24 protein-coding genes are annotated in these 24120 nt (G+C 55.6%); 15 read left to right on the forward strand and 9 right to left on the reverse strand.

Going from position 1 to position 24120, the window contains the following annotated elements; genetic code table 11:
* Window positions 1-21 precede the first annotated feature (21 nt).
* From ACYZTX_RS29970 to ACYZTX_RS30020, 11 genes are all read left to right on the forward strand, one after another.
* Entirely contained in the window at window positions 22-477 is a 456-nt protein-coding gene (locus ACYZTX_RS29970) for a DotD/TraH family lipoprotein (RefSeq protein ID WP_462037223.1), read from the forward strand.
* Window positions 478-488: 11 nt separating this feature from the next.
* Window positions 489-2024 carry a type IV secretory system conjugative DNA transfer family protein gene (locus ACYZTX_RS29975; RefSeq protein WP_462037224.1) on the forward strand — a complete coding sequence of 512 codons (1536 nt, stop codon included), beginning with the start codon at window positions 489-491 and terminating at the stop codon, window positions 2022-2024.
* Window positions 2021-3694 (forward strand): PilN family type IVB pilus formation outer membrane protein, encoded by a 1674-nt coding sequence (gene pilN / locus ACYZTX_RS29980; protein ID WP_462037225.1) that lies wholly within the window; start codon window positions 2021-2023, stop codon window positions 3692-3694. The genes ACYZTX_RS29975 and pilN overlap by 4 nt, the downstream gene beginning before the upstream one ends.
* Window positions 3695-3697: 3 nt before the next feature.
* Window positions 3698-5053 (forward strand): type 4b pilus protein PilO2, encoded by a 1356-nt coding sequence (pilO2, locus tag ACYZTX_RS29985; RefSeq protein WP_462037226.1) that lies wholly within the window; start codon window positions 3698-3700, stop codon window positions 5051-5053.
* The gene (gene pilP, locus ACYZTX_RS29990) at window positions 5040-5546 is read left to right on the forward strand and encodes a type IV pilus biogenesis protein PilP (protein WP_462037227.1); all 507 of its coding nucleotides are present in this window, start codon (window positions 5040-5042) and stop codon (window positions 5544-5546) included. The genes pilO2 and pilP overlap by 14 nt, the downstream gene beginning before the upstream one ends.
* A 9-nt stretch (window positions 5547-5555) precedes the next feature.
* A complete protein-coding gene (locus ACYZTX_RS29995; protein ID WP_462037228.1) occupies window positions 5556-7091 on the forward strand; it encodes a GspE/PulE family protein in 1536 nt (511 codons plus the stop codon).
* Window positions 7088-8179, forward strand: coding sequence for a type II secretion system F family protein (locus ACYZTX_RS30000; RefSeq protein WP_462037229.1), 1092 nt, complete (start codon window positions 7088-7090; stop codon window positions 8177-8179). Before ACYZTX_RS29995 ends, ACYZTX_RS30000 begins: the two co-directional genes overlap by 4 nt.
* Before the next feature lie 40 nt (window positions 8180-8219).
* Window positions 8220-8750: a type 4 pilus major pilin gene (locus ACYZTX_RS30005; RefSeq protein ID WP_462037230.1), complete on the forward strand. Its 531-nt coding sequence runs from the start codon at window positions 8220-8222 to the stop codon at window positions 8748-8750.
* Window positions 8747-9694 carry an ATPase, T2SS/T4P/T4SS family gene (locus ACYZTX_RS30010; RefSeq protein ID WP_462037231.1) on the forward strand — a complete coding sequence of 316 codons (948 nt, stop codon included), beginning with the start codon at window positions 8747-8749 and terminating at the stop codon, window positions 9692-9694. The genes ACYZTX_RS30005 and ACYZTX_RS30010 overlap by 4 nt, the downstream gene beginning before the upstream one ends.
* 22 nt (window positions 9695-9716) lie before the next feature.
* On the forward strand, window positions 9717-11054 hold the full coding sequence (gene pilV / locus ACYZTX_RS30015; RefSeq protein WP_462037232.1) for a shufflon system plasmid conjugative transfer pilus tip adhesin PilV: 1338 nt from the start codon (window positions 9717-9719) through the stop codon (window positions 11052-11054).
* 202 nt (window positions 11055-11256) lie between these two features.
* On the forward strand, window positions 11257-11514 hold the full coding sequence (locus tag ACYZTX_RS30020; protein WP_462037233.1) for a hypothetical protein: 258 nt from the start codon (window positions 11257-11259) through the stop codon (window positions 11512-11514).
* A gap of 528 nt (window positions 11515-12042) precedes the next feature.
* Here ACYZTX_RS30020 and ACYZTX_RS30025 read toward each other — a convergent pair.
* Together ACYZTX_RS30025 and ACYZTX_RS30030 are read right to left on the reverse strand one after the other, a co-directional pair.
* Window positions 12043-13194, reverse strand: a complete 1152-nt coding sequence (locus ACYZTX_RS30025; protein ID WP_462037234.1) for a site-specific integrase — start codon at window positions 13192-13194, stop codon at window positions 12043-12045.
* Window positions 13169-13444, reverse strand: coding sequence for a helix-turn-helix domain-containing protein (locus tag ACYZTX_RS30030; RefSeq protein WP_462037235.1), 276 nt, complete (start codon window positions 13442-13444; stop codon window positions 13169-13171). The genes ACYZTX_RS30025 and ACYZTX_RS30030 overlap by 26 nt, the downstream gene beginning before the upstream one ends.
* Before the next feature lie 956 nt (window positions 13445-14400).
* Between ACYZTX_RS30030 and ACYZTX_RS30035 the strand changes: the two genes are divergently transcribed.
* Genes ACYZTX_RS30035 through ACYZTX_RS30045 form a run of 3 tightly spaced genes read left to right on the forward strand, consistent with a single transcriptional unit; the run spans window position 14401 to window position 16127 of the window.
* The gene (locus ACYZTX_RS30035; RefSeq protein WP_462037236.1) at window positions 14401-14961 is read left to right on the forward strand and encodes a hypothetical protein; all 561 of its coding nucleotides are present in this window, start codon (window positions 14401-14403) and stop codon (window positions 14959-14961) included.
* Window positions 14954-15385 (forward strand): hypothetical protein, encoded by a 432-nt coding sequence (locus ACYZTX_RS30040; RefSeq protein WP_462037237.1) that lies wholly within the window; start codon window positions 14954-14956, stop codon window positions 15383-15385. Before ACYZTX_RS30035 ends, ACYZTX_RS30040 begins: the two co-directional genes overlap by 8 nt.
* A 4-nt stretch (window positions 15386-15389) precedes the next feature.
* Entirely contained in the window at window positions 15390-16127 is a 738-nt protein-coding gene (locus ACYZTX_RS30045) for a prepilin peptidase (protein WP_462037238.1), read from the forward strand.
* Window positions 16128-16323: 196 nt separating this feature from the next.
* Here ACYZTX_RS30045 and ACYZTX_RS30050 read toward each other — a convergent pair whose 3' ends face one another.
* Window positions 16324-16599 (reverse strand): hypothetical protein, encoded by a 276-nt coding sequence (locus tag ACYZTX_RS30050; RefSeq protein WP_462037239.1) that lies wholly within the window; start codon window positions 16597-16599, stop codon window positions 16324-16326.
* Window positions 16600-16616: 17 nt separating this feature from the next.
* Window positions 16617-16820, reverse strand: a complete 204-nt coding sequence (locus ACYZTX_RS30055) for a hypothetical protein (RefSeq protein WP_462037240.1) — start codon at window positions 16818-16820, stop codon at window positions 16617-16619.
* A gap of 205 nt (window positions 16821-17025) precedes the next feature.
* Here ACYZTX_RS30055 and ACYZTX_RS30060 point away from each other — a divergent pair, with 205 nt between their 5' ends.
* Window positions 17026-17154, forward strand: a complete 129-nt coding sequence (locus ACYZTX_RS30060) for a hypothetical protein (RefSeq protein WP_462037241.1) — start codon at window positions 17026-17028, stop codon at window positions 17152-17154.
* Between the two features lie 120 nt (window positions 17155-17274).
* On the opposite strand, the gene ACYZTX_RS30065 is transcribed toward ACYZTX_RS30060, so the two are convergent.
* Genes ACYZTX_RS30065 through ACYZTX_RS30085 form a run of 5 tightly spaced genes read right to left on the reverse strand, consistent with a single transcriptional unit; the run spans window position 17275 to window position 24118 of the window.
* Window positions 17275-19698: an ATP-binding protein gene (locus ACYZTX_RS30065; RefSeq protein WP_462037242.1), complete on the reverse strand. Its 2424-nt coding sequence runs from the start codon at window positions 19696-19698 to the stop codon at window positions 17275-17277.
* Window positions 19699-19716: 18 nt separating this feature from the next.
* Window positions 19717-20043 (reverse strand): hypothetical protein, encoded by a 327-nt coding sequence (locus ACYZTX_RS30070; RefSeq protein ID WP_462037243.1) that lies wholly within the window; start codon window positions 20041-20043, stop codon window positions 19717-19719.
* Complete coding sequence (locus tag ACYZTX_RS30075) at window positions 20040-20498, reverse strand: hypothetical protein (RefSeq protein WP_462037244.1); 459 nt, start codon at window positions 20496-20498, stop codon at window positions 20040-20042. The genes ACYZTX_RS30070 and ACYZTX_RS30075 overlap by 4 nt, the downstream gene beginning before the upstream one ends.
* Window positions 20495-21883, reverse strand: a complete 1389-nt coding sequence (locus ACYZTX_RS30080) for an ATP-binding protein (RefSeq protein WP_462037245.1) — start codon at window positions 21881-21883, stop codon at window positions 20495-20497. Before ACYZTX_RS30080 ends, ACYZTX_RS30075 begins: the two co-directional genes overlap by 4 nt.
* Window positions 21884-21892: 9 nt before the next feature.
* A complete protein-coding gene (locus tag ACYZTX_RS30085; protein WP_462037246.1) occupies window positions 21893-24118 on the reverse strand; it encodes a TraM recognition domain-containing protein in 2226 nt (741 codons plus the stop codon).
* Window positions 24119-24120 lie beyond the last annotated feature (2 nt).

The raw sequence follows: 24120 nt of genomic DNA on the forward strand, positions 1-24120 counted from the left end.
ATACAAAATTTGGGGGTCTTTATGGATTCGTGGCGTTTCTCTGTTGGGGTTCTTCTTCTCACAACCGGCCTGGCTGGTTGTGCGACGAAGCCGAACCCCGCTGATGCTCAAACCGAGATCGATCGACTAATCCTGGATTCCGCCCGGACGATCCAGGCTGCACAAGCCGATCTTTATCAGGCAGGCGCACTCAGCAAACCTGCAAACCCATCGGCAGCTCGCATTTTCAGCGGGCAGCAGCCGATCACCTTCACCTGGAAAGGTGATGCCTACCTTCTTCTCCAAACCCTTGCGCAAGACAGAGGGTTTTCTTTTTCAACTGTCGGGTTACGACTGCCCCTTCCATTGAACATGGACGTCAAGGATATGCCTTTCGATGCGGTGCTTACTCAGGTGAGCGCACAGATCGGCTATCGAGCGTCTATCGACAGAGGAACTACCAGTCTCGTTCTCCGCTATAGCCGGCCAACGCCGTAAAGGGAGACGTGATGAAACGCATTGCAATCGCAATCATCTTGGCTCAAGCGACTTGGCATTCCTATGCAGTGGCAGATGCCAGAAGCATGAGCACAGATCCGCGACTTGGTAGCGGTGGATCGACTCTTTCACTGGATTCGCTCATGAATCCAACCTCAGAAGCGAGCACCGGCGTAAACAGCTTGCGCGCTCAACTGCTCGCTGACGGCGGGCGTACCGTTGGCTTTCGCGGTGGTCTCGCAGCGCGTGCGCAAGACCTGATCAGTGGTCTGCGCCTTCGTGAGCGGGCTCTCGATGTTCAGTATGAGTTTGGCTCCCTGGTGAGCCCTAGCGGGATGCTTCCACCTGTGATTGTCGAATCGCGTGATGTTGCAGCGTTTACCCCCGACCAGATCCGCACCGCGAATCGCGTCTACAAGAAAGAGCGAGATGAGCGTTTTGTAAGTGTCCCTCCAACATGGCGCGACTATTTGCTGGTTGGCTTGCCAACGCAGACGAATATCGATTTGCCTGTAATGGAAGCGCGCCCGGTCGACTCAGCAGAAATGAAGATTTGGCAGGAAGCTGTAAAGCAGGGCTGGCAGGAGGGTGCAGATCAGGCATTGGCAATCTTGGACGCTAACTTCAATCGACTGACCCGTGACTATAAAGGCATGCTGCTTTACTCAACGTTGCTTCAGCAGGGCATGGTGGGGCAGAGCCAAGTTGCTGAGTCCCAGCAAACTGTCACCGGCGACGGTGGTCAGCTGACTCTTGGCGACAAAATGCGTCGGCTCGTAGGGAAGGCCGAGTTCCAGGTGGACGCAGCACGGTGGCGTCCGACGATCAAAGTTGGGGCCTTGCCACCACCACCAGTCCCCGTTCCAGCGAAATCGACTGTCGCCGTTCCGGCGCAAAGCGCGGTAGCCACGGCGGTACCGCCTGCGCAGAAAATCACTGTTGCCGATACATCATCGAAAATCGCTTCGGCGACTGTCGCCGCACCGGTTACCGCTGCTTCTACAACACCTGCAGCGATGCCGACAACAGCACGAGCACCTATCGACGTAACACCAGTGCGTGCAGCGACCCCGGTTGTCTCCCCGGCAACCCCCCCAGTCGGCGCGACGGCCCAGTCGTTGGTAGCTGGCCAGGCTAAGTCCGCTCCAATCGCACCGGTACTGGCGGTGTCGACGACTACCACTGCACTTCCTGCATCTGCTACGCCGGCTTCTGTTGTAGCCGCTACTCCAGCCAAGCCCGTCGCTGCGGCAGTCCCCGCCAAGAAGCCACTCCCTGTATGGGAAGCCAAAGACGGTTCCACGCTGCGCGCGACAGTTGAGCAGTGGGCAAAAACCGCTGGATGGACCGTGGAGTGGGTGCCAGACGATCTCAACTACGAAGTCCCATACCTGCGTATCGAAGGTTCCATAGAGGACGCCGTACTCAAGATTTTCTCGTACTACCAAAACGCAGAACGTCCATTGCTACCGAAAGGCTCTCGGCAGCAGAAGTTCATCAGAGTCATCGAAGTCACCAATTCCAACAACCCGAGGAAGTCTGCATGAAAATCAGATACGTAGGCAGGCTGACTGTCGCTTTACTGGCTTTTGGCCTTATATCTGGCTGCGAAGTGTTGCGGGTTCACAAAACCGTCGATCGCGTCGACGCACAGGCCGAAGAAGCATCCGATCTTGTTGCCTCTATGCGCGACCCCAAAAAACTGGGGCGGCAACCTTCAGCGTTCCAGGATGAGCCCCTGGTAAATCTCAAGCCGCTGCAGGTAAAGCCAGGCATTCCGACCAATAGCGATTGCAAGATCACCTATACCCAGGAAGGCGACATCATGGCGCTCGCGAGAGCGATCACCAAAAGTTGCGGTCTTCCAGTGCGCGTAACTTCGGATGTGATGGACGGAGGCGCTCCGCAATCTCAAGGGCAATCCGGTGGGCCTGGTCCAGCACCAATGTCTGCTAACGATATTTCCGGTTTGTTTCCAGGGGGCTCGGCTAATCGTTCGGCCAGCGGCGGCTCAGGTTCATCCTACCGTGGCCGCGACACCCAACTCCGGAATCTGAATTACACCGGCGATCTCTCTGGCTTATTGGACGTTGCCACGACCCAACTGGGACTGTCCTGGAAGTACAACTCGCATGACCGTTCGATCACGGTCTTCTATCTCGATACCCGGACCTACAACTTCTACGTGTTTGCCTCAAGCACCGACATGCAGTCGACCGTTCAGTCGGGTACTACTGCATCAGCTGGTACAGGCGGCAGCGGCAGCGGCTCGGGTTCGGGTGGCACCTCAGGCATTTCCGGCTACTCAGGTAGCAGCCAAGCTACAACCTTGAGTCTGAAAACTTCGATCACCGATGATATCGAGAAGAACGTAAAAACGATGCTCAGCAATGTCGGGCGCATGTCGTTCTCCCGATCGACCGGCATGATCACCGTGACTGATCGGCCTGACGTTCTTGACCAGGTCGGATCCTACGTCGCAGCAGAAAACGCAAACCTCTCCAAGCAGGTTCTGCTCAACATCAAAGTGTACTCCGTGACACTGAACGACCAGGACTCCGCCGGCATTGACTGGAACCTCGTTTACAAAGCCGCGAACTGGAACTTCAACCTGAAGAACACCTTCCAGGATGCTGCGACCAACTCCGTTAGTGGTGCTGTCGGCATTCTCGATGGTTCGTTCGCAGGCTCCAACGCTGTTATCAAAGCGCTTTCGCAGCAGGGCAGGGTGTCTGTAATTACCTCGCCGTCCGTTACCACTCTCAACCTCCAACCGGTCCCGGTCCAGGTTGCTCGCCAAACTGGCTACCTGGCGTCGATCCAGACCACCAACACTGCTCAAGTCGGCTCGTCCACCTCGCTCACACCGGGCACCGTGACTTCTGGTTTCAACATGAGCCTGTTGCCCTTCGTCGAGTCTGATAACCAGATGCGTCTGCAGTTCTTCATGAACATCAGCACACTCATTCGTCTGCGCGCGGAGTCTAGTGGCGACAACAGGATTCAAGTGCCAGAAATCGACAACCGTATCTTCAATCAGACAGTGCGATTGAAGTCTGGTGAAACGCTGGTTCTATCCGGTTTCGACCAGACCTCCGAGCAAGGCACGAAAGCCGGTGTCGGTGAAAGCTGGAACTTCCTCCTGGGTGGCGGCGTTAACCGCACTACCGTCCGCGACGTGATCGTCGTGATGATCACTCCGATCGTGAAGGGCTGATAGATGGCGACCATCAATCAACGAGCTGCGACCGAACCACGCAGCCGTCCGCCAGCTTCGGTGACTACGATCAACGGGCAAAAGTTTGTATCGGGCCTGTTCTGGCAAGCGCTTACTCAGCCCCGCGGCTACATGAAAGAAGCCAAGGAAATTGGCAAGCGCGAAGGCTTGGACATTGTTGCCATACGGGACACCGTCGAGGTCAAGCAGGCCGGTTTCGTCAGCAAAGCAGACGGCGTCTATAAGGGCATGTATAGCCTCGCGGCGGCCTTGGCTGGGCAGCTGGGCGATACGTGGATTGGCGCGTTCAAGCTCCCGGACGGCCAGTACGCGGTAGTCGCCGTAGACGGCGGCGCCGTCGTTCCTGGTGCCGACAAAATCGGTGATCTGGAAACGATCAAAAAGCAGTTGAGCCGGCTGTTTGGTCGTGGAACTACGCAGTACAAAAAAATCTACGCGCCTGAAGAAATGAACTTCGGTGGCGAAGTAATGGATATCGAGGAGCTCCTGAAGCCCTCGAACCTCAACAAGTCCTACACCCTGAAGCCGCTCACGTTTGGCCTGACAAAGAAGGAGTGGATTGTCACCGGTGTTGCGGTAGCCGTTCTACTGGCACTCATTGTGGCTGGATGGCAATGGCATCTTGAATCAGAGCGCCAAGCGAAAGCTGCACGTATCCATGCCGCTCAAATCGAAGCCGCACGCCTTGCGGAATTGAACGCGAAGACTCGCGCTGCTCAGGCTGCGCCGGCATTGAAGCACCCCTGGTCTACACAGTCAGGTGTAGGCGATTTTGTCATTGCCTGCCTGAAGGTCGCGAACTCTAAACCTCTTTCGCTGGCTGGCTGGCCAGCGGTCTCGGCGAACTGTAAATCCGATCTGTACGCCGTCACCTACGCGCGAGCGGGATCAGCGACTGTCAACCAATTCATCCAAGCCGCCAAACCCTTGTTCGAACTTGCACCGGCATTCACCAACGGAGGTGATGCTGCGTCGCTGAATCAACCGTTGGAAATGCAATTGGCGGGGGACGAGGAACTCACTGATCTGGATACGGCATTGGCGTTGTTCAACAGCCATTTCCAGCAAGTGCTGATCAAGCCGGAGCTCGCGGAGGTCAAGTACGTACCTCCAGCAGCACCAGAGGCGCTGCCTGGCGCCGATCCAGCTCAAGCGCCGCCCCCACCGCCACTACCTGACTGGATCGAGTTCTCTTTCACTATTGAGTCGCGCATCCCACCCGAAATTCTTGTTCAGGGTCTGCCAGGTCGGGGAGTGCGGGTGACCGAAATCGTGATTAGCCGTGAAGCAGCTCAGCTGCTTTGGACCATCAAAGGAGCACTGTATGCAAAAAAATAACAGCCTGGTTTTCGTCGCGTTGAGCCTGCTGTTTGCAGCGCCTTTGATGGCTGACGAGTACGTTCCCACTTTTGGCGATCTGTCGACCATGCAGGCGCAGCAGATGTTTTACGAACTCAAAGCCAAGCGCGACAAATCTAAACAGGACGCCCAAAGCTATGAAGGCGCTACCGGCGCATCGGCGGCGGCACCGGTTACGGGCACGGGCAGTTCCGTACCGAGATTGAGTGGCGTGATTGGCAGTGATCTGAATCTCTACGGAACGTTTGTGTACACCAGCGGAAGCCAGGTCGAAGCACGAGCCGGTGACATCCTTCCAGGTGGGTTCCGCGTTTCCTCTGTCGGTGTCGGCAAGGCTGCGCTCATCAAAGATGGCAAGACGATCCAGCTGATGCAGCAAACGCAGGGAGTGGATTCGTCTTCACAGCCGTTTCAAATGACGCCCGGTCTGCCGTCCCCAATGGGGCAACCCATTATGCCCGTCATGCGCTAGGAGCCTGATATGACCAGTTTGAATGTATCCAATGTCTCGCCGTTGCCAATCCTTGCCCGCCGGGTGCTCAGTGCACCAGGAGAGCGTTGGGAGGTTTCTGCCGAGCTCATGAAAATGGTGTGTTTGACCGACGACATGCGCCTCTACGTGTCGAACTCTCATCAGAACCATATTCAGGTTATGTCGTATCAGGAGCGGCTTGAATACAACGCCGTGGATTATGAAGTGGTCTATGTACGCGTCGAAGAAATTGATCGCTTGTATCGATCATCTTCCAGCGCTGACAACGTCACCCAACTCCTGGCGAACGGTCACGGCACCAGTGACTTTCAAAAGCTGGTTGTTCAAGTCATCACCAAAGCATCCGAGCAGGAAGCCAGTGACGTTCATTTGATGCTCGAAGAGTCAGCTCTTGAGATCAAGTATCGGGTTCACGGCGATCTTGAAGAAGCCGGCCAGCTGCACAAAACCGAGGGATCCGAGTTCCTCAGCTCAATTTATGCGTCCATGTGCGAGGCTTCGGATGAGTTTTACAAACCGCACGTCAGCCAGGATGCGCGCCTGAAGAAGGAATTTGTGACCCAGTGCGGCCTTTTCGGAGCGCGCGTCGCGACCCGCCCGATGATGACCGGCCCGCTTATGGTGCTTCGTCTGCTGTACGACAACGGGCAAAAACGCAAGCTGGAGGAGCTGGGCTATCTCGCCGAACAAATCCTCCAGATGCGTCGACTCATTCACATCAAAAAAGGGATCGTTGTTGTCTCGGGCGTCACAGGTTCAGGCAAGTCTGTAACGCTACAAGTGCTCTTGCAGGAGCTGCTGGAGCATTTTCAATACAAGATTCACCTCCTGACGATCGAGGATCCGCCCGAGTACAAAATCGCCGGCGCCAACCAGACGGAACTTGGCGTTGATGACTGGGCACTCTCGATCAAAAACGCGGTTCGCCTGGATCCCGATGTGTTGATGGTCGGTGAAATGCGTGATTTCGAATCGGCGCAGGCAGCATTCCGTGGCGCTCTGACCGGGCATGGTTTGTGGACCACCTTGCACACTCAGGACGCTATTTCCAGTATCCAGCGGCTTTTGGACCTTGGTGTTGATTCGACCCTGGTACTGGACCCTTCGCTGGTCAAAGGTTTCATCAATCAGTCGCTGACTCGGGTGCTATGCCCGGAGTGCAAGATTCCCTATCACGAAGGTAAGGCAGGTCTTAAACCTGATCTTCAACGGCGCGTTGAAACGTTCTGTACGCCCGACACTGTGTTCGTAAAAGGCCCGGGATGCCCAAAATGCAAAGGCAAGGGCGTCTCCGGCCGTACGGTCATCGCCGAAGTCCTGTTGCCGAACCTGGAATTTATGAGGGTGTTCAGCGGAAGCAAAGCCGAGGCTAAGGCTTACTGGGTACACGAAATGGGGGGAATTACCAAAAACGCCCATGCCATCCGGCAGCTCAATAAAGGTTTGGTTGACCCGTTCATGGTCGAGGGTGATGTAGGCCCGCTCGATGAAGACTTCATGACGATCGGAGCAGCCAAGCCATGATGCTCAAAACACTCTGGTCTTCGTTAGACGAATGGCTTACCAAAATTCGCTTCGGCTCAGGATCTCGCATTGAGCTGTATCGATCGATCGCGTTGCTGTTGGAAAACAACGTACCGCTCAATGCTGGCCTGCTGGAACTGCACAACGTTTTCAGTGACGACAGAAAGAATACGGGCGAACCCCTGGCGATCGTGGCCCTGGAATGCTTTCAGGCCACCTCTAACGGACGCAAACTCAGCCAAGCACTTTCTCGATGGGCACCGCACCAGGAGGTCACTCTGATCGCCGCCGGCGAGCAGTCCGGCGCACTTGCAACCTCGCTTAAAGACGCTATCCGCATGATCTCGTACAAACAACGAATCAAAGCGGCAGTCTTGAGCGCAACTGTGTATCCGTCATTTCTTTACAGCCTCGCAGGGCTGTTGCTGTGGGTTATTGCGACAATCCTGGTCCCAAAGATGGCAAAACTGAGTGATCCCGATACTTGGGAAGGCGTTGGTTATTTACTCAGCGTCATTTCCTGGGCGGTAACCAACTTCGGCATCTATCTCATAGTTGCGATCGTTGGCGTGTTGGTGTCGGTGTTTTTCAGTCTCCCGCGACTTACGGGTGAAATTCGGATTTTCCTTGATAGAGCGCCCATCTATACAACTTACCGCGTACTCCATGGGTCTGCGTTTTTGCTCAACGTCTCGGTCATGATCCGCGCCGGAATCCAGCTGCACGACGCGCTCCTCTTACTGCACCAGGACGCTGAACCGTGGCTGAAGGAGCGTATCGGTGCCGCCATCCTGGGTACGCGGCAAGGCGGAAACCTTGGTGTTGCGCTTGATCGCGCTGGCCATCGATTCCCAGATAAGCGCGCCGTTCAGTACTTGAAAATTCTGGCCTCTCGTGAAGGTTTCGATGAAGCGATCAATAAGTTTTCTCAAGACTGGGTCGAGCAGTGCATTAAGCGCGTTGAGCAATCCGCCGCACTTTCTCTAATCATCAGTGCCGCTTTAATGGCCGGACTGATGGCCCTGGTAGTACTGGGAACATTGGATATGCAAGACGCTCTTGATCGCTCCGTAAGTGCCCGTACTTAACCTGATTATTAACTGTAAACAACAAACTGGAAGAAACTCTATGAAATCGAAAACTATCAACCGTCTCCACAAACAAACTGGTTCGAGCAACATGGAAATGTTGTTCTACCTCATCCTCGCAGCCCTTGTTGTTGGTGGTGCAATCGCCTTGGGCCTGAAACTGTTCAACAAGCAGACCAACAACGGTGAACAGACCAACGTCGCCAACCTGATCGTGAATACCCGGGCGCTGAAAGGCAGCCAAGGCTATGGCACGAACGGAGCCAACCTGATTCCGCAACTGATCACGACTGATGGCATTCCAGACGGGCTCACGAACTCCAGCGGTGCCATTTTCAACTCCTGGAACGGCACAGTAACCGTCACCTCGACCGGCCCCGCATTCGTGTTGACCTACGGAAGCATCCCACAGGACTCGTGCGTGAGTTTGGCGACCAAAGTGGCAAAAACCCGAGCGTACTCGACGAAGATCAACTCCGGCACAGCTGTCATCGGCGAAGTCGATAGCGCGACCGCAACCACGAACTGCAGCGCCACTACCAACACAATCGCCTGGACTATCAGCCAGTGAGTCAAATTGCCCACGCGACTTTCGTCGATCTGCACATTGGCGATACGTTCTGCGAAGTCAAAGGGCTGGACGGGGCGAGCTCGCCCCGTGTTCCAGCGCCTGAGGAGTGGAAGGACGAGATTCAGGTTCTGCGTGAGCAGTGCAAGGCATGCGCGGAACAGCACGGCGCAGAGTTCTCCGTAGCACTGGATGACATGCTTTTGCGTGTCACAAAAGTTATAGACATCAACTTCCAAGACGTCTTTTTTGTGCGGAAGTCCAGTGCGCAGATCCGAAACATTGAAGACCTGGTCTTCCCTGAATACGTCATCAACACCTGGAGGCAACCCAACCTACGCGGACTGGTCTTGATCGCCGGTGAGATGGCAAACGGGAAGACATCGACCGCTGCCGGATTCGTCGTAGATCGGTTAATGAACTTCGGTGGTTTGTGTATCGCGATCGAGGATCCACCAGAAACCAAGCTGAACGGCGAGCATGGTCCTGGGCGCTGTGTCCAGGTGCACGCTTCCCGTCGCACTGGCGGTTACGCCGAGCACCTTTATCACGCGATGCGGACGGGCGCGGATCTGATTTTCATTGGCGAGATCCGCGACCAGGCTACCGCCTGCGAAGCCCTGACAGCATCAATCAACGGACATCTGATACTCGCAACGATACATGCCGGCAACGTCGCCCAGGCCGCCGAACGCATCATCACGTTCGCAGCCGGGGGCATGGAGAACGCTGCTGACGTCCTGGCAACGGGTTTAAGCATGGTCCTTTGGCAATCGTTGAATCGAATGCACCAAGGGGAACGCGTGATTACCAGAATGTCTGCTCAACCGCTCGTGCTCACGGGCCCGGACGGGTTGGGCATCAAAGAAAAAATCCGCCAAGGGAAGACCCAACAGATTCTGCAGGACGCGACCCTGCAGCAGAACTCTGCTACGTGGTCCCAATAGCCAAGCTTCATCGGAGACAGAAATGAAAACAATGCGTGGCTACAGCAATCAACGCGGTGCAGGTCTGGTTGAAGCACTGATCGTTCTGATCATTTCAGCGATCGCTTTTGGCGCCGGAGCGCAACAGTACTCCAAGTACCTGGACAACATTACGAACAAACAGGCTGCAGACCACGCGACCTTGATTGCCGGTGCAGGAAGCAAATACTTGAAGGACAACTACGCCGCAGTGGTGGCCAGCGCCGGTCCGACGACACCGGCCGTGGTTACTGTGGCCATGTTGAAGTCGACCGGTTATTTGCCGGCCGGGATCAGCGACAAAAATGCTTTTGGCCAGGACTACAGTATTCAGGTGATCGAACCACTGCCAAATCAACTGCAAGCCATGGTGGTGACCACCGGCGGCCAGACCATAAGCGAGTTGGACGGTCGCCGCATCGCGCAGTACATGGGAGCAAAGGGTGGATTCATTTCGACTGTGGACACCACGGTGGCTACAGGCAGCTTTGGTGGATGGCAAATGGCGCTCTCGCCATTTGCGATTAGCCCGGGAGCAGGTCACGTAGCTACCGCTCTGTTCCTCGAGGACGGCGCTCTCGTCAACGACTATCTCTATCGCAACGCAGTGCCTGGCCATCCGGAGCTGAACCGGATGAATACCGCCATCAACATGAATGGCAACAACCTGAACAACGCCGGCACCGTTGCTGCAACCGCTGTGACTACCGCCACCATGACCGCCAGTGGCGACATCAGTGCCGCGAACGCCACCATCGCGGGCGAAACCACGACTGGTGGTTGGTTCCGCAGTACGGGCGACAGCGGCTGGTACAACCAGAAGTGGAACGGTGGTTGGTACATGAGCGACCCCAACTGGGTGCGTTCCTACGGCGACAAGAACGTGTACACGGGTGGTGAAATGCGTGCCGGTAAGCTCACCTCCGGAGGACGCACCGAAGTCGGTGAATACCTGCAACTGAATGCCATTGCGACGGAAGGCGCAGGCTGCGCCCCGAACGGCTTGGTGGGGCGAAATGCTGCCGGTTTAACACTTTCTTGCCAATCCGGTGTGTGGGTCAACAGGTGGGGGGTACAGCCTTGCTATAGGACTGGTTACCGTGACCGATCGACTTGTGCGAGTCTGTTCTGGAACAGCCCGGGTATGGGGCAATTGCGCATGGGATATGGACTCAGGTGTGGGCATCGTGCACCGTTGCGTGGATCACTGAGTGGCGATCATATCGCCATGACTTGGCTAATAGCGAGTACTGGTGCCGCTCAGCTTGACAATAGGTTGCTACGGCCAATCGGAGGTGGGTGGGCAGGCTCGCATATTGCTGGTAATCACTGGGTCCGATGACTTTGCGCAGGTTCTGCATGGGAGTCTGGCTTCAATCGGCTGTGGGATATTGCGCAATCCGCTGTGAGTATAGCTTCTCGGAAGTCGACGTTCTTGAAGCCCGAGTAACTGGGATATTGCAACTGCTGTTTAACAAATGTACTTACCAATTGGATTCGCTTCTTGCCAATCCGGTGTGTGGGCTAAACAGTGGGGAAATTCCATGATCACCGTATCTTCTCCTGCTGCTTCTTGTTCTACACAGATCCCTGTGTTTAACGGAAACTTTGTGACCGCGACGTGCCCGGCTGGTTATCAAGTCACCGGTGGGGGATATCAATTAGCTTGGTGGGGGCCATTTAATGAGAGCTCTTCTAATGCACCTGACTATAGTGCCCCTTCTGCCAATGGCTGGGGAGTTATCGCCGGCGCAAAAGCTGCAAACTCGTGCTTTGTTGCCTTTGCTGTATGCTTGAAATAATTATCCGAACCTAAAAGCCCCGCGCTCGGCGGGGCCCTAATCAAGGTTTGTTATGTTCTTGCGATACAGAGATTACATCCATCTACAGTAACGCGAGTCTCGTTTATATTCGCAACATGACAACTGTGCATTATAAGCTTGGTTAATTACGCGGAGCATAAAGTACGCCGTACAAAAGCATCAGTAAACCTATTTCATTTTAGGCACTGCCAATAAAATACGCCTGCCCAACCGGCTCTGACCGCGTATAGGAACCAGTTTCCAGCACCGTCACGATAAACTTGACCGGACTCGTCTTCACCTACGGCCGAAGCACCAGACAGAGTGCATATTGTCCAAGTTGAGTCAGCAATAGCGCATACATTTGGATTCCACCCACCGTAACCTTGGCACGCGCCGGAGATATAGTTTTTGAATTTTGCTCCGGCACTAGTCCACACACCGGATTGGCAAGGACCGGCTAGCTGGGAGCCATGCCAGCCGGGCCTTTAGCTCGTATCGCTCTGACATTTTGTCGCTAATAAAGTGTTAAGCCACCGCTCGGGGCATCGAGTCATTGGTCACCAACGGATCGAGCATGATCACGTCGAACTCATCGACTTCCTCAAGATATTGATCCGGTTGAGGGATCGGGAGTTTGTCACGGATGGACAGCATGAGCTGCCGAAGGAGTGCGTCTTGTGCGCTTTGCAGAGCGGTCGCGTGACATGTCCCGCGGCCCACTACATCGTCGAAATCGAGGAGCTGTATCTCGACGCCGGTCTCGCTGGGGATCACCCTCGCCGGGTACGGGACCAGGTGATTGATGATCAGTTGTTGACCACGATGTTTGTTACCTTCCAGTTTTTTGACCAACCGCGCAGCCCGTAGATGTGTGTACCGTTTTAGCATCGACAGTGATTTGTGGCCGCTGATCGCTGCGACTTCCATGACGTCCAGGGTGCCGAGCTCGAAGAGCTTGGAGCATGCTTCATGACGCAGATCATGAAAATGGAGGTCTTCTATACCCAGCCTGATGAGCATGTACCTCCACGACGACTTCAAGCCATTCGATGTGTAACTGAACACGCGACCTTTGGTTTTTGGCCCTAAGCGCACAAGTGCGTCCCGTGCTTTTTGACTGAGGGGTACATCTCGCTTGGTACCGTTCTTTGTTTCAGGCAAGTGTGCAACACGGCTTTTGAAGTTGATGTGTTCCCAGGTCAGCTTCAATATTTCGCCTTGCCGCATGGCGGTCTCAAGAGCAAGGACCACGATCGAGTACAGCTCCGGATTTGGGTACTGGTGGCAATGACGAAGAATTTTTCTCTCTTCGCGGGGCAGCAATCGCCTATCCCGGCCCGGGGGCGATTTCGGCTTTCTGACGTTCGAGACCGGATTGGACTCAGTCGCTCCCCATTCAATGCGCGCGACATCGAATAAATTGCTCAGGAGTGACATTTCCAGCCGAACTGTTGCAGCCGAGATTGTTTTTCCGGTGCGAGGATTTACCTGCGCCAATCTCTCGTCTCGGTACGTCGCAATATCTGGACTCGTGATCTCACGCAGCTGCTTTTGAGCGAGGGAGCATCGGCAGAGCTGATCAATGCGGTAGCTTTCCTGCAGGTAACCTTTTTTTAGGATAGAAACCTGTGCGCGATAGCGTTGTAGAGCTTCAGCGAGGGTCAGATTGACAGTCATTTTTCCTATCCAGCTTTGCCTCCACCAGGGCTGAGAGCTGCGTCAAGGAAATTTCCAGTACCTGACAAAGGCGCATCAATGTGTCGAGTGTGGGAGAGCGTCTTCCGCGCTCAAGGAGGCTGATGAAGGACCGGTCCATTTCAGCTTCAAACCCTAGCTTTTCTTGAGACAGGCCGAGGCCCTTGCGCCTTTCAGCAAGTACGCAACCGAATGCGGCGTTGTGGTCAAGAATTTTAGGAGTTGCTTTCAAAACACCGGCCCAGGGATCAAGGCCGGGATTGTCGGGTTGCTGACTATTGTCGTCAGCGGACTATTGTCCGCAGTGGGTCTCATCTGAATCTATGCCGATTTACTGAGGCGTAGTTTACAGACGTGGCACTAAGCTACTACCGAGCCTCATGTCAGCCGAGATCTACCCTTCGATTGAGGCGCCCTTGAATGATGCTTCGCGCCGGCGGCGCCCTATGCGACGCCTGGCCCTGGACGCCGGCCAAACCCACCACCTCGATCGAGCGCGGATCCGCTGGCCAACACCTCACCCTCTCCTGGATGTGCTTTACCGGCGATCGGCACAGGCCTCGATCTCGATCACCTACAGCAGTTGCCGGCGTCGCCGGCATCGAGCAGCTGACCAGGTGCTGGCCCTGGCACGTCGACCGACGTGCACCAGGTGCGCGATCAGCCGCGGGAAAGAGCAGGGCAGGGCACTGCCACCTGGCGGTGGCCACCGGCGCCGCCGGCACCTGCAGGAGCACCGATCACCCACGAACCCCACCGCCTGCACGGGGATCCCCTGACCCATCCCCTAACACAGCCCGTGGATTTGTGGATGACGGCCAACACCGGCCGCCGGCGGCGGCCACACCCATCCCCCCGCCCTTCCCTCCAGGAAGGGAGCGAGTCGGCCTCTGACCCCAACGGCCATGGGGGAAGAGCAACCCCTATGACCGCCGGGGGAGCCTTGATCACCAGCCACCTGGTAAAGGGGACCGCTGCGCTTCAGTCCTTACCCGTTCGGTGCTCGCCTGCAAGCAGGCTGCGCGCCGCGTGCGGCTTCCGGGCTGACCCTTGACCAAACGCGCGACCAATATCGTTCCTGATGCGCTGAAAAATCGCTCATCGCTATCTGTATAATGGTTACAATACGAAATAATGGTAAGCCAAACCTATTGGCAAAACTTGAATTGACCTAGCGGAGGTTAAGCAATGCGCGAAGGGTATTTACTGGCATTAGTCAGCGCGGCATTAGCAAGCGTCAAATATCGAAGTTTTCGTCGCATATATGAGCAATCGCTTTTTATTGGTCCATGGACCGAACTGCCTGATGGATCTTTGGCCCGGATGGGCAATGAGCGATGGAGCAACTCGACGGAAGAAGCTCGTACCACTTTGGCGAAAATACTCAGGGACGAGTCTTACTCAAGGTTTTTATACGCCTATCCTCGCGTTTCTTCAGATTGCCATCCAGTGGTCAACGGGGAAGCACCCAGTGATGTAGCGTCACGCGTCGCTTATGCCCAGGCGCGCGATAGTCTGGTAGTCGCACTGCAGCATCTTGCTGAGATCAGCCTTGACGAAGGGCGTGATCCTCGCGCTTCGGTGCTGTACGAAAGTTTGGATCTTCGTCACGAATTGCTGGCTCTGCTCGATCCCTCGCCTCATGACGTAACTCCATCACATGACCCCGGAGTTCAAGGACTGGCAACCGACCCGATTGGAATCATTCGGTCGCTCTATTTGGCCTGCAAGAGGAAGAACCATGCGTGAGTTTGAAGGTGTCCGGATCCTGGAAACTGCTGATGATCTTTTGACCTTTATCAAAGAAGATCCATTGGATCGACTGCTTGATTACCGAAACGATCGCTTCCTAATCGTGGCGTCCATGAGAGCTCTCGGCGTCACCTCCATAAACCAGTATGTGAAAGCAAGGCGGACCGGACGAGACTCCGATCGTACTCATGACTGCACGCTCGCTGTGGTTGCACTCAAAAACAGGCACGCTACTCAGACCGGCGCAATCCCGCAGGACATCATGGCGCTCTGTAAATCCGCCGAGGACCTGGCACCAGGGCGATTGCTCTCCTGGGCGGGCTATGAAGGCCTATGCGTCCTCGCAACCCACCCTGATGCAGAAATTGGTGAGGCCGATTGGTTCACCGCTGTTGGCACAACCAGTACGATCAAGGGGTAAGAATATGTCAGATAGTCTTACCCTCTTTGTAGTTGTGTTTGTGATCGGGATCCTTGCAGGGACTGCTATCAACGTAGTCGTAGCCTGGTTACCCTTGTACCTTTACCGGCAATGGGAGAGGGACGCCCGGGAGATTCTTGGGCTATCGGCAGATCATCCGGCTCTACCAGGATTCAACAACCCTCACTCAGCGACGCGGCGAACGCTTGTTGTCATGGCCTGCGGTTTACTGAGCGTTGGAGTAATTCACCATTTCGAGCTTACCCTGGAAGGGTTGGCCTTCATCTTGCTGACGTGGTCATTGATCGCAGTGAGCTTGGTAGATGCTGATCACAAGCTCCTACCGGATATGATTGTCCTTCCGCTCGTATGGGCCGGGTTGATAGTGAACAACTTCGGTTTTTACACTACGAGCTCGGCGGCGTTGTGGGGGGCTATCGGCGGTTACATGTCACTTTGGATTGTCTCGTGGCTCTTTCGCGTGGCCGCTGGCAAGGAAGGCATTGGTCATGGCGACTTCAAGTTAGTGAGTGTTATCGGGGCTTGGGGTGGGTGGCAGGTTCTGCCATTCACTGTGTTTTTAGCCGCATTACTCGGTGTCCTGGTTTATTCACTTAAACGATTTGCCATCGTTGATTCCACCACCGATTCGGCAGTCGTTCCGTTTGGCCCCTACATTTCCGCTGCAGGGTGGATTGTGATGCTCTATTCGATGAATGCGGTTTCATATCCTCTCTACTGATCCAATACTCCATATCCCAAACAGCGCGGTTGTACCGGAGAGCGTTTTGTCAGTCACGGCAGGGTGACAGACCACAACAGCTGATGAAGCGCTCTACCAGTGCAACTGCCTCAATCTTTGTTGATTCGATAAAGCCCGCCGTGCCGATCGAGCGCGGATCCGCTGGCCAACTCCTCACCACGCTCGTGGATGTGCTTCACCGGTGATCGCCAAACGCGCCGTGCCGATCGGCACCGGCCTCGATCAGGATCACCTGCAACAGTCGCCGGCGCCGCCGGCATCGAGCAGCTGACCAGGTGCTGGTCCGGGCACGTCGACCGACGTGCACCAGGTGCGCGATCAGCCGCGGGAAAGACCAGGGCAGGGCAAGGCCACTGGCGGTGGCCACCAGCACCGCCTGCAGCGCCTGGCCCAGGACGTCGCCCAAACCCGTCGCGCCGATCGAGCGCGGATCTGCTGGCCAACACCTCACCCACTCGTGGATATGCCTTACTGGCGATCGCCGGCCGCGCCGTGCCGATCGGCACCGGCACCGGCCTCGATCAGGATCACCTGCAACAGTCGCCGGCGCCGCCGGCATCGAGCAGCTGACCAGGTGCTGGTCCGGGCACGTCGACCGACGTGCACCAGGTGCGCGATCAGCCGCGGGAAAGACCAGGGCAGGGCACGGCCACTGGCGGTGGCCACCAGCACCGCCGGCACCTGCAGGAGCACCGATCACCCACGAACCCCACCGCCTGCACGGGGATCCCCTGGCCCATCCCCTAACACAGCCCGTGGATTTGTGGATGACGGCCAACACCGGCCGCCGCCGGCCAAACCCATCCCCCCGCCCTTCCCTCCAGGAAGGGAGCGAGTCGGCCTCTGACCCCAACGGCCATGGGGGAGGAGCAACCCCATGACCGCCGGGGGAGCCTTGATCACCAGCCACCTGGTAAAGGGAGCGCTGCGCTTCAGTCCTCACCCGTTCGGTGCTCGCCTGCAAGCAGGCTGCGCGCCGCTTGCGGCTTCCGGGCCGACCCTTTGACCAGATTGAAGCGGTTAACGCCTCTGGCTGGCCCAGATCGCTTCTCAGCCAGCTGAATAAAAAAGGCCTGGTGCTCATGCAACCAGGCCTTATGACTCTGAACCTATCGAAATCGGTTATCTACGCCACTTCGGTAGCAGCTCGCCATTTCAAATAGGCTTCAACGGTCCAGAACCCTGCCACTGCAGCGTTTCGTTCCAAGGACCAGTACGACTCACCCTCCTGGACAAAATCACGACAGTCTTCGTCGATACGAAGGCGTGGATCCGGAGGATTTCGTTCTTCTTCAGCCTCTGCCTCAATTGCCATTCGTTCTAATTCGGCCTCCTGGTCTGGAGTAAGGTGGTCGTAGTGGTCATAGGGGTCGAAGTGATCCTGTTCAGCCTGCACTATTTCCCAATCTTTCCGTTGCCATGCAGCTCGAACTTCGTCGTCGCCGACGCCATCTAACCAACGGTAGAACAGGTGCAGTAGACCGGGATCACAGAGGACTTGAGCATCGATACCCAAAATCGCACCTATTTCCGCCTGCATGTGCTTTTTCTCTTCCTCCCACCACTCATCGTTCTCTAGCCGCTTTTGCTCCGCTTTAGCTCGATTTTCCCTGCTGATTTCAACCTGGTCGTGCGCAGCCTGTTCCAACACCTGTTGCCAATCCGGAGGTGGAGGGCAGACACCACGCTGAATGAGCCCCGCGTTGACCACGTTGATGAATGCCATGCTTTCGGCTGGAACTTCGGCTTGAACCAAACGATCAGCGGATAGATCTTCGATGGCCGGTGGCAGGCCTCTTTTCACGCGGCCACTGCCCACACGGTCCACCAAGTAACGCTCGTTCCATGCATTCCCACGAGCCTTCTTGCCTTCGCTTTCCATGCTCGACGTATATTTCATGAGCCACATGTGCATGTAGCGCTGACGCTCGGGGCTCATCTGGATAGAAATGTCGTGATAACGCTGATAGAACGCTTCGTCGTGGCCGCATTCAAGGCTATCGCCCTTGTGAGCGATCTCATGCTCCACCAGCCCAAAAATATATGCTGCGGTTTTCAGCGGTTCCGCATTGAGGCGCTTCACAATTCGAACATTGATCGCAAGGTAGCATTCGCCATCCGTCCACGCCTCTGCGGTGTTGGACTCCCCCAGGAGCACGTGCATACGTGGTTCGTCGTAAGCCATCCGGCCATTGGTGTAACGTTTGGCCCCTGTACACGCACCGGCGTATTGCTGAATGCACCAGCGCAGAGCAGTCCATGCCCGACGTGTTTCTTTATCGAGGGCTGTCTTTTCAGAAAGGATCTGGGTTCGTTCTACGAACGCTTCGCGTAAGGTCGCAAAGAACACGAATTCGGGCATAGGGAACTGCCGAAGTACTTCTTCTTTTTGCCATCCCGACCGAGAGCTGCTGTTAACGAACGCGTCACCTACGTTCGAAATCGCCCGCTCCAGTACTTCCTGGAAATCCTCTGGACTGTTGCAACCAAACCGTTCTAGCGTCTGGGGGTGTACAACCTGGATTATTCCATCCCGGGCAATCGCCTCGCCCTTTGGAACATCATCGCCGCATTCGACTACCGTGATTTGTCCTTTGTGGTCGCGCTTAGCTTTCCGAACGAAGTCCTGCAGCGTGACGTGCCTTTTTCCTGGGAGCAGAGTGATGACTTCTTCTCGTTGGAATATGTGAGTGAGCTGCGGATCTCCACTGAGCAGCGCCCGAGCAGATTTTTCACGCCGAGCCTCCGTCTTTCTGTGATCGCCCAAGCGGGCCGACACTTCACTTGCCAGCTTGCCGAATTGCTTAGCAATCGGCTTCCAGACGGGGCACGTTTTGCGCAGGATTTCAGTGCGCGAGACGTTGAGATCAATTGCCTTTTTCGAAACGATCAGCCCGCCGGCACCCCAGACGTGCGAGGAATCATGACGAACCAGAACGCCCTGATTGTAAATCGAAACCGGGCCATCCTCCTTCGCGCGGTAAAAAGCCCATTCGTCTTCAAAGTCCCATTTTTCGGAGCTTGGGTTGCGGGTGATGATTTTGCCATTCAGTTCCACCGCAATGGTCGTATAACGCACCAGGTCGCGGACTTCCTGCACCGCTGACATCAACTCAAGATCATTGAGCGGTTCGTACCAGGAACCCACGATCGAACAGCCAGGCGCCTCGACAGCCAGGTCATCGAGCTCGTAGTTGTAGCCCATGGATCGTGTATCGACGGTCATTTTCCAATTATTGGAAGACCACACTGTGGTCGCATGGGCCATGATTTGGCCTCGTCCCAGGCGGAAGCGCCCGTAGGTTGCGTCGCCTTCCTGGTGTGGCGTGCCAAATCGGCCGAAATAGCGCAGTACATCTTCCCGGCTGGCGAAGCCAGTGCCGTCATCAGAGCAATGGAAACCATCTTTGGCCATCGTCAGGCGCACCGTCGTTGCGCCGGCGTCGACTGAGTTCATCAGCAGCTCAATGATTGCCTTACCGACCGAACCGGCCTGGCTGTAGATGATGTGATGAATAATTTGTGGATCAAGCTCAAATGGCAGAATCACGGTGCACCTCTCAATCAATCATTGCGCAACGATCGGCGGCACGACGACGCGTACCTGCCAATCGTGGGCCAGAACGGGGTTATTAAGGTTCAGGTAGGCTGAATGGATCTGGTGTTTGATGCCGAGCTCGCGGAGCATGCTTCCGGCACCGGCTCGAGCGCGTGCTTGCCTTACATCGTCGACGGGGGCATCCCAGTACAAGAGCTCGCCATCAGGCTCCTGCGTCACCGCAGTGACGCCTTGAGGCCATTCGGCAACCCTGTCGACGACATCTGCCAGTGAGAGCAAACTCGTCGGGCCGCACACGTGTTTGCCGACACCCAGGATCTCAGCAAGCGGATTCATCTCGATGATTCCTCTGCTGCATCGATCCACCACGGCACAAGGTGGACGTTGATACATTCGTCGATCGCCGGCCGATTGGCTTCGTAGAACGCGCGGTATTGATCAATGTGGCGTTCACAGAACGCCTCAAGATCCGCTTTCGACAAGCGGGGTGAGTACACAAAACCTGGTGCCAGGTCGAAATCGGTGATGAGCGCCGTGCCGTCTTCGAACTCCTGCAGGCCGGAGCCAACCAGGTCCATTACTCTGGCGAGGTAGCCGCTGGAAAAATCGATTTGAATGGGGCCTGGTTCTCTTACCTCACCCGGAATGTGCGGTTTCCCATCTTTCAGGTAAGGAGAGGCCGTTACATGGATCAGCTGCTCGGCGTGAAAAATCAGATCACCTTCCAGCAATTCCATTGCTGGTACAGCCGACCAACGATCGTAGCGAAAGCACTGCACTGAATGGTTCATACGCGAGACTCCTTTTGCTGAAAACTGACTTGCCGAAACGCTGCTGCTTGGCCTTTTTCAAGCATGCGTACCGCGCCGGTCTGCTGTGGCTTGAAGTACTTCAGGTCTTTTTCTTCGATGCGCAACTTGGAGGCGGCTTCCTTCCAATCCGAAGTGGAAAGATTCAACAACAACAGGGTGCCGGCGTTTTTTATGAAATCTTGTGAGAAGTGAGCAGGCGACTGTCCGGCCAACAAGATGGCCAGACCGAATTTGCGCATTTCGTTGACGATGACGTTGATCGGGTTGCTGCCGTCTTCGCTGTTGAATTTTTTTGATTCGTCGAGAACGATCATCCGCCGCAAACGGCCACCAGATTCGCCGCGTTGCATCATTTCGCGAATGATTGCTCGCATGCGGAAACGGACGAACATCTTCAGCTCATCTTCGGATTGGGCCAGGGGCTTGAGGATGTAACGCCGGATCCTGGCATTACCGAAGGGCGGCGGATTAGGGTTGAAGATGCCTGTGGAGCTCAGGTTTTCCAAACGAGTGATAACGCTCAGAAGCACGTCTTTGCTGTTGTATTTGATCGCTTCTTCAAACTCACGGCCGGTGTCCATGCTGTTGACGAACGTCGTGAAGGTCTCGATGGACTTTGCCTTCGAGGTCTCCATACGTTTTTCCATTTTTTCCAGCTCTTCGTCGTTGCCCGATCCACCCGAACGATTCATCTTCGTGCGGAGTAGATTCAGTGAGCTCTGCGCTTTGCAGTAGTCATCGAAAGCGCCCAGGGCATTACGCCCGGTTTCTTTATCTTCGACACCCATCCAAAGCGCCTTCAGCTTGCGTCTGGCGAACTGGATCACATCGTCGAGTGATGGGTACACGTCCCGCAGGCCCGACCAGTTCTTCTTTTCGATCATGTCGCGAATTTCAGCCTCGGACGCTTCACGCTTAACCCAGGATCGCGGGTTGTTACCAAAAATTCCCTTGAGCATGTAGGTGTCTGTCAGCAAGTGACGGAGTACACCTTCTTGGTTGCCGCCCAGTTGGCGGGAGGTGCTGTTGATCGCCTCGATCACATCGTTTACGGAACGCCGCACGCCGCCGTAGTGCTGGTCAGTATTGAGGACCAACGGGTTGAAACCGTAGCGAGTCGCCTCGCTGAACATTACGGTGGATGCTCCCGGGATCTCGATATCCCCGTGGTAATCAAAAATGTCGATCTCGACGTCATCAGGCATGCCGGTGACAAATTCACGGATCCAGTGTGTTTTACCGGAGCCCGACGTGCCAGCGACACCTACATGGTGATTCGACACTTGGCTTTCCTGCCAGTAGACAGGAAGCTTGTTACCTCTGCGCTCTTCCCAGAAGTCGTTTCCAATCAAAATCTTGGACATGTTTATTCCTTATTCATCAGTGTCGTAGGCGGATTCAGGGATTTCGTCTTCGTATCCCTCTTCCGGCATCAATTCGTATGGGTCGTCGTGACGAGGTTCGTGCATGTATCCGGTCAGGCCTGCTTCTTCTGCGGCCTTCAATCCACGACGGGCGGCTTCAAAAAGCACGATGCCGCGCTCGATCGGATTCACCTCGAAGCGACGGATGTCGTTCATTTTTTCGGCAGCGGCTATCACGTGGTCGAGAATCGGGTCGACCAGGTTCGGGTAGTACGGTTTTTCTGAGCGCCGCAGTTGGGCGAAGATGTAGTCCGCAGACGTAACGTCATGCTCGTCCAGCTTCACCGCCGAACGAGGAAGGCGGGCATAAACCGGGCGTTCGATCTGCAGGAAGCGGTTGATACGTGCCGAAAGCTTCGCAGTTTTCTTTTCGTCGTCTGGGATGTAGAACGAAGCGCTCGGAATAACCGCGTCTTTGAAGATCACTAGCCCTTGGCCAGAGTCCAACCCTTTCAACTCGCGAAGACTGACCCGGTCACGTTTTTCGATGGTCGCGGTACGGTTATTGTCGTAGGAAGAAGCGAGCATGCCTTGTGTTGATTCATGCCCTGTTAGCACGCTGTAGTAAGCGTCGCCCCCGGCCTTTTTGATGAGCTCGTAGGTGTCTTCCGGGTCTTCCAGCGCCAATGTCCATTTGACTTTCGTGTTAGCGATCATCGACGCGGATTCTTCGCTCGCTTCGCCTCGTTTCAGGCCCTGGATGTCCTGAACAGCTGCGACCATCATGAATCCGAGTGATCGAGCTTGAGCAAACATCACCGCGATGCCGGCAGCGAAGTAGTAAGCCAGCTCATCGCTGATGATTACGTATGGATTAGGCGCGTTGGTTGCTTTTGCATCCAGCACTTCCGCCTTTGTGCCCTCTAAGCGGTAGCCCAGGTTCTGCGCCATCATCAGTCGAATCGACGAGATGTACAGCTTGCCGAGCGCCGCCGCTTCCGATGCTGACTTCTCGAGGGACGGGATCATGACGACAAGGATTCGGTTGTTGAGGAGCACATCGAGCATGTCGATCTCGGGGTACTTGTCCTCGAAGATAAATCCATAGGTGTCCATCATCATGCCGAGCGTCCGCGCGAATTGGCCGGTCAGATACCCGTGCTGGTTGAACACCTCGGGATCCCACTGAGATGGGTCATTTGCAAGGCTCGGATTGAATCCGGGTAGGCCGGTTTCGAAATACGCTTTGATGGGGAGGAAGGCGAGTTCGGGAATCTTTCCCTCAAGACCTTCGATGTAGAACTTCACCAGGTTCTGCAGGGCCATGTAGTTACGGATCACTGCGATGGAGATATCGAGTTCACCCTTCGCTCGCTTGTAGCAAAGCGTGCGGATCTCAGCGTCGATCATGTTGAGTGCTTTGTCTTGCCACCCAGCACCATCACCACCCGCCTTAGGCTGCAAGGAAGCCATCAACTGCAGCAGAAAGTCGGCCGAACCGTCGAAAAACGGGTTCATGGAGTTGGACTGAGACAAGAATGCTTTGCCGGCGAAACGACCCTCCTCGCGGTCCACCATGATCTTGAAGGGGTCCATTCCGCCAGTCAGATAGTTGAGTGCCAGGAAATCGTCTTCACGGCCCCTGCGGCGTGTCAAAGACCACAAGCAGAATGCAAGGTTTGAATCGGCCTTGCCGTCCCCGTAGCAAAATCCGCTCGCCCAGCAGAGGGCGTTGTAGCCGATTCCCATCAGGGTTTCACTTTTTCCGGACCCGGTCGTACCCCCCAGGAACAGGTGCGTCCTGGCATCTGAGTTGTTCAGCCAGAGCTCGCGGCCTTGCTCTTCTTTATCTGCGGTACGGAAGAAACCCAAATAGAGAATTCCGCCTGCCGCGAGGTAGCGACGGACTGTTTTGGATTTGCGTATCAGACCCCACAGAGTGTTCTTTTCAACAAGCTCTTCGTAGAAATCGGTGGTATCGAGACCACCCACATCCTTCGGAAGGCGAAGCGGCATGTTGAACTCTTGGTCCTGGAAGGACATGAGCATGATCAACAAAACCACGATCCAGACCGGCCAGAGTGCGGGAACGAACAATTGCAATCCCGCGAACGCGATCAGGAAGGTTCGGAAGTTCGCCGGCCGGTACAGCCAGATCATCGAGCGTTGCCAAGGCGACCTGGTGTCGCGGGTCAACTGCGACTGGTCAATTTCGTGTCTGCTGTCGAGTGCCATCG

Source organism: Pseudomonas sp. MDT1-17, assembly GCF_054898105.1.